General features: G+C 29.5%; 16 protein-coding genes. 7 read left to right on the top strand and 9 right to left on the bottom strand.

Annotated elements, in window-relative coordinates; all coding sequences use genetic code 11:
* Positions 1 to 6: 6 nt before the first annotated feature.
* Entirely contained in the window at positions 7 to 762 is a 756-nt protein-coding gene (locus CX675_RS15455; RefSeq protein ID WP_130736156.1) for a LytTR family DNA-binding domain-containing protein, read from the top strand.
* Here the strand turns inward: CX675_RS15455 and CX675_RS15450 are convergent, their stop codons facing one another.
* The 7 genes from CX675_RS15450 to CX675_RS15420 form a co-directional block, all read right to left on the bottom strand.
* On the bottom strand, positions 763 to 1788 hold the full coding sequence (locus CX675_RS15450; protein ID WP_130736155.1) for a heme A synthase: 1026 nt from the start codon (positions 1786 to 1788) through the stop codon (positions 763 to 765). It abuts the gene before it with no gap.
* Between the two features lie 48 nt (positions 1789 to 1836).
* Positions 1837 to 3255, bottom strand: coding sequence for a CCA tRNA nucleotidyltransferase (locus tag CX675_RS15445; RefSeq protein ID WP_130736154.1), 1419 nt, complete (start codon positions 3253 to 3255; stop codon positions 1837 to 1839).
* Between the two features lie 83 nt (positions 3256 to 3338).
* Positions 3339 to 3905, bottom strand: coding sequence for an L-threonylcarbamoyladenylate synthase (locus tag CX675_RS15440; protein WP_130736153.1), 567 nt, complete (start codon positions 3903 to 3905; stop codon positions 3339 to 3341).
* A gap of 3 nt (positions 3906 to 3908) precedes the next feature.
* Positions 3909 to 4547, bottom strand: a complete 639-nt coding sequence (locus CX675_RS15435) for an acetyltransferase (protein ID WP_130736152.1) — start codon at positions 4545 to 4547, stop codon at positions 3909 to 3911.
* Positions 4548 to 4564: 17 nt separating this feature from the next.
* The gene (locus tag CX675_RS15430; RefSeq protein ID WP_130736151.1) at positions 4565 to 5065 is read right to left on the bottom strand and encodes a DapH/DapD/GlmU-related protein; all 501 of its coding nucleotides are present in this window, start codon (positions 5063 to 5065) and stop codon (positions 4565 to 4567) included.
* 3 nt (positions 5066 to 5068) lie between these two features.
* The gene (locus CX675_RS15425; protein WP_130736150.1) at positions 5069 to 6028 is read right to left on the bottom strand and encodes a DapH/DapD/GlmU-related protein; all 960 of its coding nucleotides are present in this window, start codon (positions 6026 to 6028) and stop codon (positions 5069 to 5071) included.
* Positions 6022 to 7098 (bottom strand): DegT/DnrJ/EryC1/StrS aminotransferase family protein, encoded by a 1077-nt coding sequence (locus tag CX675_RS15420; RefSeq protein WP_130736149.1) that lies wholly within the window; start codon positions 7096 to 7098, stop codon positions 6022 to 6024. The genes CX675_RS15425 and CX675_RS15420 overlap by 7 nt, the downstream gene beginning before the upstream one ends.
* A 55-nt stretch (positions 7099 to 7153) precedes the next feature.
* On the opposite strand from CX675_RS15420, the gene CX675_RS15415 reads away from it, so the two are divergent.
* Positions 7154 to 8137 carry a glycosyltransferase gene (locus tag CX675_RS15415; protein WP_205728642.1) on the top strand — a complete coding sequence of 328 codons (984 nt, stop codon included), beginning with the start codon at positions 7154 to 7156 and terminating at the stop codon, positions 8135 to 8137.
* Position 8138: 1 nt separating this feature from the next.
* On the opposite strand, the gene CX675_RS15410 is transcribed toward CX675_RS15415, so the two are convergent.
* On the bottom strand, positions 8139 to 9134 hold the full coding sequence (locus tag CX675_RS15410; RefSeq protein WP_130736148.1) for a glycosyltransferase: 996 nt from the start codon (positions 9132 to 9134) through the stop codon (positions 8139 to 8141).
* A gap of 155 nt (positions 9135 to 9289) precedes the next feature.
* Between CX675_RS15410 and CX675_RS15405 the strand changes: the two genes are divergently transcribed.
* Positions 9290 to 10150: a hypothetical protein gene (locus CX675_RS15405; protein WP_130736147.1), complete on the top strand. Its 861-nt coding sequence runs from the start codon at positions 9290 to 9292 to the stop codon at positions 10148 to 10150.
* A gap of 2 nt (positions 10151 to 10152) precedes the next feature.
* On the opposite strand, the gene CX675_RS15400 is transcribed toward CX675_RS15405, so the two are convergent.
* Positions 10153 to 11214 carry a glycosyltransferase family 1 protein gene (locus CX675_RS15400; RefSeq protein WP_130736146.1) on the bottom strand — a complete coding sequence of 354 codons (1062 nt, stop codon included), beginning with the start codon at positions 11212 to 11214 and terminating at the stop codon, positions 10153 to 10155.
* A gap of 73 nt (positions 11215 to 11287) precedes the next feature.
* On the opposite strand from CX675_RS15400, the gene CX675_RS15395 reads away from it, so the two are divergent.
* Genes CX675_RS15395 through CX675_RS15380 form a run of 4 tightly spaced genes read left to right on the top strand, consistent with a single transcriptional unit; the run spans position 11288 to position 14951 of the window.
* Positions 11288 to 12040, top strand: a complete 753-nt coding sequence (locus tag CX675_RS15395; RefSeq protein ID WP_130736145.1) for a lipopolysaccharide kinase InaA family protein — start codon at positions 11288 to 11290, stop codon at positions 12038 to 12040.
* A 3-nt stretch (positions 12041 to 12043) separates the two neighbouring features.
* The gene (locus CX675_RS15390; RefSeq protein WP_130736144.1) at positions 12044 to 13246 is read left to right on the top strand and encodes a glycosyltransferase family 87 protein; all 1203 of its coding nucleotides are present in this window, start codon (positions 12044 to 12046) and stop codon (positions 13244 to 13246) included.
* Positions 13243 to 14178 carry a glycosyltransferase family 2 protein gene (locus CX675_RS15385; RefSeq protein WP_130736143.1) on the top strand — a complete coding sequence of 312 codons (936 nt, stop codon included), beginning with the start codon at positions 13243 to 13245 and terminating at the stop codon, positions 14176 to 14178. Before CX675_RS15390 ends, CX675_RS15385 begins: the two co-directional genes overlap by 4 nt.
* Complete coding sequence (locus CX675_RS15380; protein ID WP_130736142.1) at positions 14178 to 14951, top strand: polysaccharide deacetylase family protein; 774 nt, start codon at positions 14178 to 14180, stop codon at positions 14949 to 14951. The genes CX675_RS15385 and CX675_RS15380 overlap by 1 nt, the downstream gene beginning before the upstream one ends.
* The last annotated feature ends 10 nt before the right edge of the window (positions 14952 to 14961 follow it).

Raw genomic sequence — 14961 nt, 5'->3', positions numbered from 1 at the left:
TGTAATATGAATATTATCATAATTGAAGATGAAAAACCAGCAGCAAGATTGTTGCAACGCAAAGTTGAAAAGCTAGGATTAGAAGTAACACAAATGTTGCATTCTGTAGAAGAAGCTTTAAATTGGTTCCAAAATAATACACATCCTGATCTGATTTTCTTAGATATTCAATTGTCTGATGGTTTGTCTTTTGAAATTTTTGAGCAAATAGACATTAAAAGTGCGATTATTTTTACCACTGCTTATGATGAATATGCGTTACGTGCTTTTAAATTAAATAGCATCGATTATTTATTAAAACCGATTGATGAAGATGATTTAGAAACAGCTGTTTCTAAATTTAAAGCTAGAGCCCATGCTAATGCGGCAGTAAGTTTAGATTTCGAAGCCATTAAGAGAATGTTAGTTAATCCAGTGGAAAGAGAATATAAAGCCCGTTTTTCGGTAAAAATTGGCCAACAAATAAAAGTTATTCCGATTCAAGAAGTAGAATGTTTTTTTAGTGAAAACAAAGGCACTTACTTGCACACTTTCGATAATAGAGATTATCTTTTAGATACGACAATGGAGCAATTAGAAAACGATTTAAATCCTAAAGATTTCTTCCGTATTAATAGAAAATTCATTTTACCCTTAAAAGGAATTAAAGAAATTCAAGTGCATACGAATTCTCGATTAAAAATTATACTTCCTTCCTATAAAGAAGATGAGGTTATTGTGGCTCGTGAACGTGTAAACGATTTTAAAACGTGGTTAGAATAATTAACTCAGTTGCTTTCTACTTTGAAAACTCTCTAAAACCAAATAGAATAAAAATCCAAATAAGAGCGAAGATAATACAATATGTAAGGTTTGTGATCCAAAAGGGAAATGAAAATAGTACATAGCAATACCTGAAAGAATTTCAAATAAAACGATGACTACTACAAATTTTATTTTGGTATAACCCAATTTTAATTTGGAATTTAAATACACTAAATAGCCAATTGCAAGGGTAACCAAAATAGAAAAACTTCTGTGAATATAGAAAGATAGCGTAGGACTTTGTAACCAAGTTTCCTTTGGTAAACCCGTTTCAGAAATCGTATCTACATGTTCTCTAACTGCAGTTCCTAAAACAACTTGAACTAAGGTTAAAACCAATGTAATGATTACAGCTGTTTTAAATTTTGAATGGTAGGTATATTCTTTAGTTTGACTTTTCTGAAAATAGAAAATTAAATACAATTGAAGTCCGACAATTAAAAATGCGGCGAGCATATGTGTTGTAATTTTTACAGGATTTAAAACCGAATCTACAACAGTTTTCCCAAGCCAAGCCTGAAATCCCATTAAAAAGCAAATTATAAAGGTATAGAGCACTAATTTTTTATTGGTTTTCCAAAACCAAAATGAAACAATAAAACTTGCAAAACAAGCAATTCCGGCTAAAGCACCAAACAAGCGATTGATGTATTCTACCCAAGTATGTGAAGGGTTAAAAATAGCATAATCATGTTTGGTATATTTTTCCCAATCCTCCTTTGAAAAAGTTGCTGTAGTAGTAAAATCTGTTTTGGCAACCAAAAGCGTTTCCTCTTTTATAATTACCATTCCTTTTTTGTAAGCTCTATTCGGAGTAAACAGTAATTCTTTTTCGTCAGTTGGTGGAATATAATAGCCAAAACATTTTGGCCAGTCTGGACAACCCATTCCGGAACCCGTCATACGTACCAAAGCCCCAGCTACAATTACAAGGTATACAAGTACTAAGGCAATTTTAGTTATGGGTAAAAAATATTTTTTCATAGTTTAGTTACATTCAATATATAATTGAAAACATAAGTTAAGCATCATTTAATCGACTTTTTGTAAGCCCATTTTCTCCGCTTTTTGTATTACAAAAGCCAAAGCATCTTCATACTCATTTGGAATTTCTCCCTCTAAAATGGCTTCTTTTACGGCTTCTTTAAGTACTCCAATTTCTCTTCCTGGTTTTAAACCAAACAAGTTCATAATCTCTTCACCTGTGATAGGTGGTTGAAAATTGCGAACATGGTCTCGTTCTTCTACTTCTACAATTTTCTGACGAACAATTTTAAAGTTGTTATGATATTTGCTAAATTTTTTAGGGTTTTTCGTAGTAATATCAGCTTCACATAAGGTCATTAAGTTTTCTACATCTTCACCTGCATCAAAGACCAATCTTCGCACAGCCGAATCTGTAACTATATCTTGAGCCAGTACGATAGGTCTCGAACTCATAGTAACCATTTTTTGAACAAATTTTAGTTTTTGATTCAAAGGCATATGTAAACGTTCGAAAATGCGCTTTACCATTTTGCCTCCTAAAAATTCATGTCCGTGAAAGGTCCAACCTTGTTTTTTATTGAATCTTTTCGTGGGTGCTTTACCTATATCGTGTAATAACGCAGCCCAACGCAACCATACATCATCGGTATTTGGACAAATATTATCGACAACTTCTAAGGTGTGATAAAAGTTATTTTTGTGTGTGTGACCATCTACTTCTTCCACACTGTTTAAAGCTGTTAATTCAGGTAAAATAAGATCTAATAATCCGGTTTGATGTAGTAATAAAAACCCGATAGATGGTTTTTCAGTGGAAAGAATTTTATTAAACTCTTCTACAATACGCTCACCAGAAATAATTTTTATTCGCTCTTTATTGCGAGAAATAGCTTCTAACGATTGCGTTTCAATTTCAAAATGCAACTGAGTAGCAAAACGAATCGCTCGTAACATTCGTAAAGGATCATCAGAATAAGTAATATCAGAATCTAAAGGTGTGCGAATGATTTTATTTTTTAAGTCTTCTACGCCATTAAAAGGATCTAATAATTCACCAAAATTAGTTTTGTTTAAGGAAAAAGCCAGTGCATTTATAGTAAAATCGCGTCTTTCTTGATCGTCTTTCAAAGATCCATTTTCAACTATAGGTTTTCTACTGTCTCTATTGTAGGATTCTTTACGAGCACCTACAAATTCAATATCCATATCGTTATAACGCAACATAGCCGTACCATAGTTTTTAAAAACTTGTACTTTTGGATGATTTGGAATTAGTTCGGAAACTTTTAAGGCTAATTCAATACCACTGCCTACTGCAACAATATCAATATCTTTTTTATGATTTCGTTCTAATAAAATGTCTCTTACATACCCACCAATAACATAACATTCCAAATTTAATTGGTTGGCAGCTTGGGAAACAATATCAAATATTTTATCTTCTAAATGTTGCTTGTAATTCATTTTTTTAAATTGGTCACAATTAGTCCACATTTAAATTAGTCAATTTATGTGACACACTGACTAATTATAAATTGACATATAATCTATTTTCTAATAATTTTAACTTGACTATCTAATCCAAGTTTAATTATTGTGGAAGGTTTAGCATTACTTTTTTCGCGATTCAAATTTACAACATAGTCTACACCTTTTAAAATCTCTGAGCTAATTTCTTTGAAAGACTGTGGTGTTGGCATACCAGAAATATTGGCTGAAGTAGAAACTAATGGTTTTTTCATACGTTCCATTAATTTATAACAAAATGGTTCAGTTACCATTCGTACAGCTAATGAATTATCTTCCGCAATAATATTTTTAGCTACATTTTTAGGTTTGTCAAGAATTAAGGTGGTAGGCTTTTCAGAATAATCCAAAATTTGCCAAGCAACTTCAGGAATTTCGTTAAAAACCTGATGCATCATTCGTTCCCCATTTACTAAAACAATCATACTTTTACTTTCTTCTCTTTGTTTTAAAGCAAATATTTTTTTAATAGCCTCTTCATTTGTGGCATCGCAACCTATTCCCCAAACGGTATCCGTTGGGTAGAGTATAATTCCTCCGTTTTTAATTACTTCGAAGGCATTGTGTATTTCTGTATTAACGTCCATTTTTTATGGATTAATTTGTTTTTTTATTACTGCTGGAACACCAGCAACCATACAATTATCGGGTAAGTTTTGTGTTACTACTGCACCTGCTGCAATAATCACATTGTTACCTATAGTTACTTTTTGCAAAATAGTAGCATTCATACCTACAAATGTTGTAGAGCCAATGGTTACGTTACCGCCAATTTTAGCTCCAGGTGCAATTTCTGAAAAATCTCCAATAATTACATCATGACCAATTAGCGCTTGTTTATTAATTAAGCACGACTTTCCTAGAGTTACATTACTGGTAATAATAGCATCGGTCATTATTGCAGTTCCTTCACCAATTGTATTACCGAAGAATCCAATTTTAGCATATTTACTAATTACAGTAGTATTTTCACCTCCTAAAGCAATAAATTGGTTGTATAAACTTTTTCTTAATTTCGGATTACCAATACCAATAGTAAATTTTGTTCCCTGTGTTTTAAATAAGATAGCAACATCTTCAAATGTCTTTATAATTGGAAAAGTGTCATATAATTTTCCTTTTACATCTGAATTAACATTATCAAAAAAAGCAACATTATCAATAGTTTGGTTGTGATGTAACACTTCGAGTAACTCTTTTGCAAAGCCTTTTGAACCTACTATTAACATTGGAATAACTATCTAAATTACGAATTCTTAGTTTTGAATAATTTAGCAGGATTTCCGTACCAAATTTCATTGTCTTGCACATCACTTCTTACTTGTGAACAAGCACCAATAGTGGCGTTTTTTCCAATATTGAATCCAGGCATTAAAGTTACATTAGCACCTATTAAAGTATTGTCTCCAATTATACCCACTACTTTTTCGTTATTGTTTTCTAAAACAGGTGTATCTGTTAATACGAAACTGTATTTTATAATCACATTTTCACCAATAATAGCATTGGCTGAAATAGTACATCTACTACCAAAAGAACTTCCTTTACCTACTTTTACATTTTCTCTGATTTCACAGTAAGCCGTAAATCTACAATTGTCTCCTATGACAGCCCCTTTTTTTAAAATACAATAATTCCCAATAACCACATTATCCCCAATTCTAACATCGTCTTCTATGATGCAAAAATGTCCTATTTGAACATTGTTTCCTATTTGAGCTGTTTTTGATATAACACTTGTATTCATAATTTATTTTTTAAAAGGTTTTGGTGCACCATTGGGTTTACCGTTATAATTATTTCTCTTTATAATTTTTGCAGGAACACCTGCTAAGGTTACAAAACTTTCATCCACATGTGCAACGACTACCGCACCAGCGCCTACAATACAATTTTCTATGACTGATATGTTTGAAGAAATGACACAGGCACTTCCTAAAAAGCATCGGTTTCCTACACGGGCATTTCCAGCAATACTAACATTATTGGCAATATGTACTTGCTCTCCTAATTGTACCCCATGTCCTATTTTGGTACCATGAGCCATTACCGTTCCTTTTCCTATAGTTGTACATTCAGATAATGACCCTTTTACTATAGTAATGTCTGTAGCTAAGATACAATCTTCTTCAATAATTACACCGCCTAATTGAGGCTGGATAATTCTTTCTCCATTTGAATTCCAAATCCAGGCTAATCCACCAGCACCAATAACACTATTACTATCAATAAAGGTGTTTTTTTTAATGATTACATTGTCTTCAATAACTACATTGTGTTTTAAAACAACCCCATCTTCTAAAATACATTTTCCAATGACACAATTTTCTCCAATACTCACATTTTCTCCAATAGTAGCTTCTGAATTGATTTTAGATGAAGCACTAATACCATCTATTTTTACTTTATTAATGGAAGCACAAAGTAAATAATGAGCTAATTGCGGATTTTCTACTATAATTAAATTGTTACCAGAACTTACTTGTACTGCTTCAGAAACAATTAGGATACTATTTTCAATGTTAAAACGACTTATAAATTCAGTATTTTCAAAGTAGTAAATTCCATTAGGTACTACGTTTTTTATACTTGCAAATTTGTAAGTATCTTGCCATGTTGCGTTTTCTACAATTTGATAATCTATAGCGTTATCCTTTAGATGTAAAATAATTTCATCTAAGTTCACTTTTTTACCACCAATTTCTAACATTCTAAAGTATTTAATATCGTTGCAATTTTATTTAAATCTGTTTCTTCTAAACCTACATATAAAGGTAAGCATAATATTCTTGGTGATATAGATTCAGAAATTGGCATGACACTTGGTGAAACATAATTTAAAGTGTTCAAAGAAGGATAGAAATATCTTCTAGGAAAAATATTTTCTTTGTTCAATATTGAAACGGCTTGTAATAATAGTTCTTCTGACTTAAAAACGATAGGATAATAACTATAATTCCAAGATGTTTTTTCTCTAATTTTAAAAGTAGAAAATGTATTGAATTTTAAATTTTCGTTGTAAAATTGAACCACTTTTTTTCTTTCTTCAAAAATGGTTTCTATATGATTAAAAACTGCAAGCCCCATAGCTGATTGTAATTCTGAGATTTTGGCATTGATTCCTAATCCGTGAAAATCAGTTGGGCCATTATGTCCAAAATTGTGGCTATAAAATAATTTATGATATAGCTCATCATCATTACAAAACAAAGCACCACCTTCTCCAGTATGGAAGATTTTTGTAGCATGAAAACTACACGTACTTACATCACCAAAATTAAAAAGCGAATTTCCAGCATAAGTTACTCCAAAAGCATGTGCAGCATCATAAATAACATATAAACTATGTTTTTTTGCAATACTTTCAATTACTTCCACATGACAAGGATTCCCAAAAACATGAGTAGCTAATATTGCTTTGGTATTTGGTGTAATTGCGGCTTCTATTTTTTCTTCATCAATAGTTAGATATTCTGGATGAATATCTACAAAAACAGGAATGCAATTTTCCCAAACAATGGCTGATGTTGTAGCAACATAGGAAAAAGGAGTGGTTATTATTTCTCCATTATTGCCTAGTATTTTTAAAGCAATTTGTAAAGGAATAGTACCATTATTAGTAATAATTATATTATTAATGGTAAGATACTTTTTTAATTTCTCTTCTAATTCTAAAGTTAAAATACCTCTATTAGTTAACCAAACTTTGTCCCATGCGCGTTTTAAAATGGATTGATATTCTTCTTGAGAAGGTAAAAAAGTTTTTGTTACGTTTATCATTTTTTATTAATAACTATATTGAGCTATATTTGCCAAAAGCAAAAATAAATAAAATATGATGAATTTAAGGTCGGAAAATGATATTATTAAAAATTGGACTATAACCGAAAATAATTTACCGTTTGTTAGTATTGTTTGCCATACTTTTAATCAAGAAAAATTTATCGAACAAGCCATTATTAGTTTTTTAAATCAAAAAACAACCTTTTCTTTTGAAGTGATTATTCATGATGACGCTTCTACAGATCAGACCGTCTCTATAATTAAATCGTACCAACAAAAATATCCAAGTATTATTAAATTAATTTTACAAGATGAAAATAAATATTCCAAAAGGATAAGTATTTGGACTAATTTTACTTTTCCAGCTTGTAAAGGAAAATACATTGCGCTTTGTGAAGGGGATGATTATTGGACCGATGTTGAAAAACTACAAAAACAAGTAGACTTTTTAGAATCAAATCAAAAGTATGTAATTTGCTGGACCGATTACCTTAATTTTAATGGAAGTACTTTTCAGAAAAATGAATTTGGATTTAATGAAGATGTGGTAACTATCGATTTTAATACGATTTTTAACCCCTATTGTACTTATTCCTTAACCACTGTTTTCTTGAAAAGTGCTTTAGATTTACCTTTGTTAAGTTCGTTAAAAAGAATGAAAGATAATTCATTATATTGTTTGCTTTTGAAAGAAGGTTTAGGTGCGTTTTTAAATTATAAAACAGCTGTATATCGTATACATGAAGGCGGTGTTTATTCCTTGAAATCGTTATACTTTCAACGCTATTCTTCTTATTTGAATTTAAAAGAAATTTATGATGTTTTACCAGAATCACATACTAAAAATATAGAAAAAACACTGCAAACTTTATTGAGAAATGCTGCTTTTGAAGCCTTAAAAATTAAATATACGAGTAATGAAGCTACAGAAGAACAAGAAGGATTACTTACTTCGTATTTTCCTAAAGCAACCTTTTCAGTTAAATTAAAATATTATAAAAGAATATTGCAATATCGATTTTTAAAAAAGAAATAAATTATATTTTACATTTAAAAAAGAACATTATTTTGTCTAGTAAAGGCATCTTTTTGAAATAACCCGATTCCTTTTTTATAAAGGTATAAAATTTAGAATGGTAGCTACTAGCATTTCGAATGGTTCGAATGATTACTTCATCAATATGTTTCGTAAGAATAGCTTGATGGTAAATGCCTAATTTCTTATTTTTTTCTAAGACTACTTTAGCTGCTGTAATGGTTCCTATTATGTCTTCTGGAGTTTGCTTTCTTTTTAGACACACGGCATTTACATAATAAATACTTTTAGGGTCATTTGAAGAAATTTCTAATCGTTCTAATTGTCTTTTTTTAATGGCAACTTCAGCAATTCTTAAATTTTCTTCTTTGGTCTGACTGATATTTCCTGGATGCCAACGATATCTTACTAACGATTCTGGAATGTTATAAAAATAGGATTTAGCAATAAATTCGCTCCATAAGCCATAATCTTCTGCAGGTACATATTGATGTTCAAATCGTAAATCACCTAATGCACTCTTGCGAAACATAACCGTAGAATTCCCTAAACCACAACTGTATAAAAATTGAACTTTCAAAGCATCGTGTTCTACTTCATGTCGTAATACTTTTTCTTTTTTGTCTCCAAAAATAGTAAACCATGTACCACAAAGACCTAAATTTGGATTACTATCTAAAACTTTAATTTGTTTTTCAAAACGAGTAGATAGCGCAATATCATCGGCATCTAATAAAGCCACATATTCAGTGTCAGCTATATCAATTCCTTCATTCCTTAAATTTGCAGGACCTAAATTCTTAGTTTTAGAAATTAAAATTATTCGATCATCTTTTTCTTGAAATTTTTCAATTATTTTAACAGTAGAATCAGTAGAATTATCGTTTAAAATGATTAAATTGAAGTTGGTAAATGTTTGATTTAAAATACTTTCAATTGCTTCTTCAATGTATAACTCTCCATTGTAAACTGGCATAATGACCGATAATCTTTTCATTTTAATTTTTTTAACTTTTAGTTTATGCAAATATAAGCTTTAATTAAGAGGATTAAAATTCTATATTTGTAAAAAATTAAGAAAAAATTAAGATTTAAATTAACATTTTATGTTACTTGAAATGTTATGATAAATGAACAAAAATTGCTATTTTAATGTATAAAATTCAAGTTGGATTTCTAGTTTCATACGATTACGAATTGTTAAAATTTGCTATTCCGCCGGTCTATGAATCGGCAGATACTATTTTTTTGGCAGTAGATAAAAATAGAAAGACATGGAATGGTTCTGATATTTATATTGATAATTCATTTTTTGATTGGGTAAAAAAATTTGACACTAAAAATAAAATACGCATTTACGAAGATGATTTTTTTGTAGAAGGACTTTCTACTATGGATTGTGAAATTAGAGAGAGAAAGCTATTAGCAGAACAAATGGGACGTGGAAATTGGTTAATTCAATTAGATGCAGATGAATATTTCTTTGACTTTAAAAAGTTTACAGATTATTTAAAATCGTATAATCATTATCTTACAAGTAAAGAACACGTTCAAATTTGTTGTTTTAAAATCAATCTTTACAAAAATGTTAACGGTGGTGTTTTGTATGTAGACTTGTTTGATAAGTTTATGGTGGCTACCAATATTCCAGATTATAAAATAGGACGCCATGGAAAATGCCGTTCAATTTATGTGAATTCTATAGCTTTACACGATTGTTTGTCGAGAGAAAGAGAGGATTTAATTAAGAAATTAGATAATTGGGGGCATAATGAAGAAATTGACAAAGAGAGTTTCATGCAAAAATGGGATGCCGTTAATGAAACCAATTATAATGATTTTGAAGGATTCTTTTATTTAGATCCAATGGATTGGAAAACGTTAAAATTTATGAATGGTAATTCATTAGATGAAGTTTTAAATAATTTCAAGAACGACTCATCAATGAAAATAAGTAATTGGTTTCTTATGAAGAAAAATATTGGACAATGGTTTAAGTTTCTATTTAAATAATTTTATTCCTTATATAAATTTAAATAGGCTTTTGCCGCTTTTTCCCAAGTAAAGAAATCTGCTCTAGTTTTTATTTTTTGGATGAAAAATTCTTTGTTTTTTTCAAACGAATCTAATTTAGAAAACAAAAAGTCTTTCATATACTCTGAATTAAAGTCTTCCCAATAAAAAGCGGCATCTCCACCTATTTCAGGAAGAGAAGTATACGTTGATAAAAAGACAGGTTTGCCAAATTTCATTGCTTCAATAGGAGGAAGACCAAAACCTTCTCGAATAGATGGGAATAAAAAAGCAGTACAGTGCTGTAAATAATACTGTTTAGCAGCATCGCTAATTTTTCCTACTAAGAATACTTTGTCTTCTAAATTTGCTTTTTTAATATAGTTTTGAATTTCATAACCATATTCTTTGTCATTATTTCCTGCTAAAATTAAATAATATTCGTCTACATGTTTCATCATTTGAACTAATGATAAAAAGTTTTTTCTAAGGATAAAATCACCAATAGAAAAGAAAAATGGTTTGTTTACAGGATGATTAGTAGGAGTAAATGAACTATTTTCAATTAGTATTTCTGATGGATTTCCATTATAAATAATATGTTCTGGTTTGTCTTTTATAGAAAAATACTGATGCGTTTGTTGCTTTGCAAATTCAGAAATGTAAGTAATAACATCTGCTCGGTTTATTTTTTCAAGAAATCGTTTATTTACTTCATGATTCATATCTGAAGCTATTTCCTCTACAAAATTAACATCATGAATGGTTAGAATGTATTTTTTTGGTTTAAAAAATGGTTCTACTTTAGTATTTTGATTTAAGCTATGCCAAACATCATATTTTGTTTTTTTTCGGAACAAAGGATAGCGTTCTAAACTCTTATATTTGGCATAATGAAAGGTTTTTCCAAATTCTTTTTTTAACTTTTCAGGATGTTTAGCATTTAGAGTGATTTCTAAATTTGAAATGTCTAATTTTGAAAGAGCATTAATTAATTGATAATTAAAGGTTCCAAGACCACCTGCTTTATTATTGATATTATGAGATTCTAAAAAAACGTTCATGAAATAAATTTTAGTAAAAATAAGATATGTTTCTAAATAATTAATTGGATATCCTTATTTTTGAAAAAAAAAGATGTTTCGTATTTTTCCTACATATAAAAACATAAAAGAACTTATTCTATCTAGTATAGATAATTTTCATACTTCTGGAAAATTATTAGCAGCCGGAAAAAGAAACACGATAAAATTGTTTCAAGTTGATGAAGTGCTAACTTTAAATATTAAGTCATTTAAGAAACCTATTGTTATCAATCAGATTATTTATAATTATTTCCGTAAATCAAAAGCCCAACGTTCTTTTGAGTATGCGAGTATTCTTTTAGAAAAGGGAATAGGTACACCACAACCCATAGCTTTTAAGACCAATACTAATTTTATTGGTTTGCAGGATAGTTATTATGTTTGTGAGCATATTTTATGTGATTTAACGTATAAAGAATTGGTAGAAACAGATTATCCAGATGGAGAAAACATATTAAGACAATTTGTACATTTTACCTATAAATTGCATCAAAATGGAATTGAATTTAAAGATCATTCTCCAGGCAATACATTAATAAAAAATAAACATGATGGAAGTTATCAATTCTATTTGGTAGATTTAAATAGAATGAATTTTCACACTCAAATGAACTTTAAAACCAGAATGAAAAACCTCTCCAGATTAACACCAAAGAAGGAAATGGTAATGATTATGAGCAATGAATATGCAAAATTATCAGGAGAGGATGAAACAGTTGTTTTTGAAACCATGTGGCAATTAACAACTGATTTTCAGAAAAGATTTCACCGTAAGAAAAAATTAAAAAAAAGTATTAAGTTGTAATAAATGAATCTAATTTTACACTTCAAAAATATTTTACAAAAGTCTTTTTTTCAGAACCCTAAGTATGTTTCTGCGATATTACTTTTAATTGCAGCATTTTCAGCTACAAAGCAATTCTTAATTCAAAAGTGTAACAACTATTTGATTTATAAAAATGTTTTTTATCATACCATTCGTCAAACCTCATTATATGCCGAATATCCTAATGAGTATTTTGATCATAATCATTACGGTCCGGTTTTTAGTTTGTTAATAGCACCTTTTGCCTTGTTACCCAATGCTATAGGTATGGTTTTATGGAGTGTGTTTAATGCTTTAATTTTAATTTGGTCTATTCGTAAATTGCCTGTAAAATCGGTCAATCATAGTATTATTTTATGGATCATCTTAAACGAGTTTGTTACCACAACACTCAGTTTTCAGATTAATCCAATAATGACAGCGATTATTATTATGTCTTTTGTGTCTATTCAAGAAGAAAAAGAAGGAAGAGCCGCCTTTTTTATAATGCTTGGTACTTTCATAAAATTGTATGGCATTGTAGGTTTAGCATTTTTCTTTTTTTCAAAACATAAGCTTAAATTCATCATGTATTTATTGATTTGGTCTTTAGTGTTTTACGTTTTACCAATGGCTTTAGCTACACCAGAATTTATTAACAATAGTTATATTGAATGGTTTGAAAGATTAGTGGTTAAAAATGGAGAAAATGCTTCTTTAGATTCAATGCAAGATATTTCATTTATGGGAATTATCAGAAGAGTCGTAGGTAATCCAATGTTATCTAATTTACCATTCTTGCTTTTTGGACTACTTGTTTTTGGATTGCCTTATCTTAGAATTCAAATGTATAAAAATTTGAAATTTAGGTTTTTATTGTTATGTTCAGTATTGCTTTTTACCGTAATTTTTAGTTCTGGATCAGAATCACCTACTTATATTATAGCCTTTACAGGAATAGCTATTTGGTTTGTTATACAAGATAAACCGATTTCAAAATTCAATTGGTTTTTACTTATATTTGCGTTAATTGTAACCAGTTTATCTGCTACAGATTTATTCCCTAAAATACTATATAAATCATTAGTTAAACCGTATGCTTTAAAGGCATTGCCGTGTGTTCTAATTTGGTTTAAAATAATATATGAGATGGTGGTTTTAAAAAAAGAAGAATCTATAACAATAGTAGAAAGTAAGCAAAAATGAAGAAAACAGTATCTATAGTTATTCCTTCTTTTAACGAAGAATCTAACATTGAAATGATAGCCAAAACGATTCATGGTGTTATGAATCTATTGCCTTATTATTATCGTATTGTTTTTGTAGATGATGGCAGTTCTGATGATAGTTTAAGTTGTTTGGAACAACTCGCAAAAGAAGATGAAAAATTATTTTATATTTCTTTGTCTCGTAATTTTGGACATCAAAATGCATTAAAAGCTGGTGTAGACACAGTAAAAGATATTTCAGATGCTGTGATTACTATGGATGGCGATTTGCAACATCCTCCAGAATTATTACCCCAACTTTTAGAAAAATGGGAAGAAGGTCATGATGTGGTATATACGATTAGGGAAGATGATGTTACATTATCTTATTTTAAGAAAAAAACATCTAAAGCTTTTTATAGCTTGATGAATAAACTTTCTGATGTAAAATTTGAACCAGGAACTGCTGATTTTAGATTAATGGATAAAAAAGTGGTGGCTGTTTTTTCAGATTTTTCAGAAAACGAGCTTTTCATACGAGGCATTATCAACTGGATTGGGTTTGATCAATATGCTTTGCATTACAAATCAAATCCTCGTTTTTCTGGAAAAAGTAAATACACATTAAGTAAAATGATTCGTTTTGCTTTGCAAGGTATTACAGCTTTCAGTACCAGACCTTTACATATGGCTATTTTTTTAGGTGTGGGTTTATCTTTATTTGCTTTTATATTTTATCTTGGTTACGTCATTTATAGTGTTTATTTTGGGCATGTAATTTCTGGATGGGCTTCAGTAATCAGTACGATTGTTTTTTTTGGAGGGTTGAACCTAACTATCTTGGGAATTATTGGCATTTATATAGGTAAACTATTTATACAATCGAAAAGAAGACCAAATTATTTAATTAAAAAAACAAACTTTAACTAATGGTTTTATTGAGTTTTGACATAGAAGAATTTGATATGCCTTTTGAATATGGGAAAGAGATCTCTTTCGAAGAACAAATTCAAATATCTATTACTGGTACAATGGCTATTTTAGATTTATTAGCTAAACATCATGTAAAAGCAACCTTTTTTTCGACTGCTGTTTTTGCCATTCATGCTAAAGATGTAATTGATCGTATTATTAATGAAGGACATGAAATAGCGTCACATAATTATCATCATAGTCAATTTGAAATAGCTCATTTAAAAGAATCTAAAGAAAAATTGGAAGCATTAACAGGAACAGAAGTAATTGGTTTTAGAATGCCAAGAATGTATCCTGTCGATGAAAAAGAAATTTACAACGCTGGTTACACGTATAATTCCTCAATTAATCCAACGTATTTGCCTGGGCGCTATAATAATTTTAATAAACCGAGACGTTTTTTTTATCAAGAGAATGTATTACAAATACCTGCTTCTGTCAGCCCGTTAATTCGATTTCCTTTATTTTGGTTAAGTTTTCATAATTTGCCATTACGAGTATATCGTTTTTTAGTACAATGGACATTAAAGAAGGACAAGTATTTAAATATATACTTTCATCCGTGGGAGTTTACCAATTTAAATCAGTCTGAGAAATTTAATTTTCCTAAATATGTTTCTAAAAACAGTGGAGACCAAATGATTCAACGATTTGATCAATTAATTACTTGGATGAAAGAAAAAAAATATACATTTGGTACTTTTAAATCTTTTATAAAAACAATTTAATGTGCATTTT

The sequence above is a fragment of the Flavobacterium sp. J27 genome (genome assembly GCF_004303025.1).
In the GTDB taxonomy this organism is placed as follows: domain Bacteria; phylum Bacteroidota; class Bacteroidia; order Flavobacteriales; family Flavobacteriaceae; genus Flavobacterium.
The sequence above is the reverse complement of the archived record's forward strand: the minus strand, read 5'-3'. Positions and strand labels throughout refer to the sequence as shown.

What these genes read in the sequence shown, in the direction of transcription:
- CX675_RS15415 (WP_205728642.1), top strand. Translation starts at nt 7,154, where the DNA reads ATGATGAATTTAAGGTCGGAAAATGATATTATTAAAAATTGGACTATA.
- CX675_RS15450 (WP_130736155.1), bottom strand. Translation starts at nt 1,788, where the DNA reads ATGAAAAAATATTTTTTACCCATAACTAAAATTGCCTTAGTACTTGTA.
- CX675_RS15455 (WP_130736156.1), top strand. Translation starts at nt 7, where the DNA reads ATGAATATTATCATAATTGAAGATGAAAAACCAGCAGCAAGATTGTTG.
- CX675_RS15400 (WP_130736146.1), bottom strand. Translation starts at nt 11,214, where the DNA reads ATGAACGTTTTTTTAGAATCTCATAATATCAATAATAAAGCAGGTGGT.
- CX675_RS15445 (WP_130736154.1), bottom strand. Translation starts at nt 3,255, where the DNA reads ATGAATTACAAGCAACATTTAGAAGATAAAATATTTGATATTGTTTCC.
- CX675_RS15385 (WP_130736143.1), top strand. Translation starts at nt 13,243, where the DNA reads ATGAAGAAAACAGTATCTATAGTTATTCCTTCTTTTAACGAAGAATCT.
- CX675_RS15390 (WP_130736144.1), top strand. Translation starts at nt 12,044, where the DNA reads ATGAATCTAATTTTACACTTCAAAAATATTTTACAAAAGTCTTTTTTT.
- CX675_RS15395 (WP_130736145.1), top strand. Translation starts at nt 11,288, where the DNA reads ATGTTTCGTATTTTTCCTACATATAAAAACATAAAAGAACTTATTCTA.
- CX675_RS15440 (WP_130736153.1), bottom strand. Translation starts at nt 3,905, where the DNA reads ATGGACGTTAATACAGAAATACACAATGCCTTCGAAGTAATTAAAAAC.
- CX675_RS15425 (WP_130736150.1), bottom strand. Translation starts at nt 6,028, where the DNA reads ATGTTAGAAATTGGTGGTAAAAAAGTGAACTTAGATGAAATTATTTTA.
- CX675_RS15435 (WP_130736152.1), bottom strand. Translation starts at nt 4,547, where the DNA reads ATGTTAATAGTAGGTTCAAAAGGCTTTGCAAAAGAGTTACTCGAAGTG.
- CX675_RS15405 (WP_130736147.1), top strand. Translation starts at nt 9,290, where the DNA reads ATGTATAAAATTCAAGTTGGATTTCTAGTTTCATACGATTACGAATTG.
- CX675_RS15420 (WP_130736149.1), bottom strand. Translation starts at nt 7,098, where the DNA reads ATGATAAACGTAACAAAAACTTTTTTACCTTCTCAAGAAGAATATCAA.
- CX675_RS15410 (WP_130736148.1), bottom strand. Translation starts at nt 9,134, where the DNA reads ATGAAAAGATTATCGGTCATTATGCCAGTTTACAATGGAGAGTTATAC.
- CX675_RS15380 (WP_130736142.1), top strand. Translation starts at nt 14,178, where the DNA reads ATGGTTTTATTGAGTTTTGACATAGAAGAATTTGATATGCCTTTTGAA.
- CX675_RS15430 (WP_130736151.1), bottom strand. Translation starts at nt 5,065, where the DNA reads ATGAATACAAGTGTTATATCAAAAACAGCTCAAATAGGAAACAATGTT.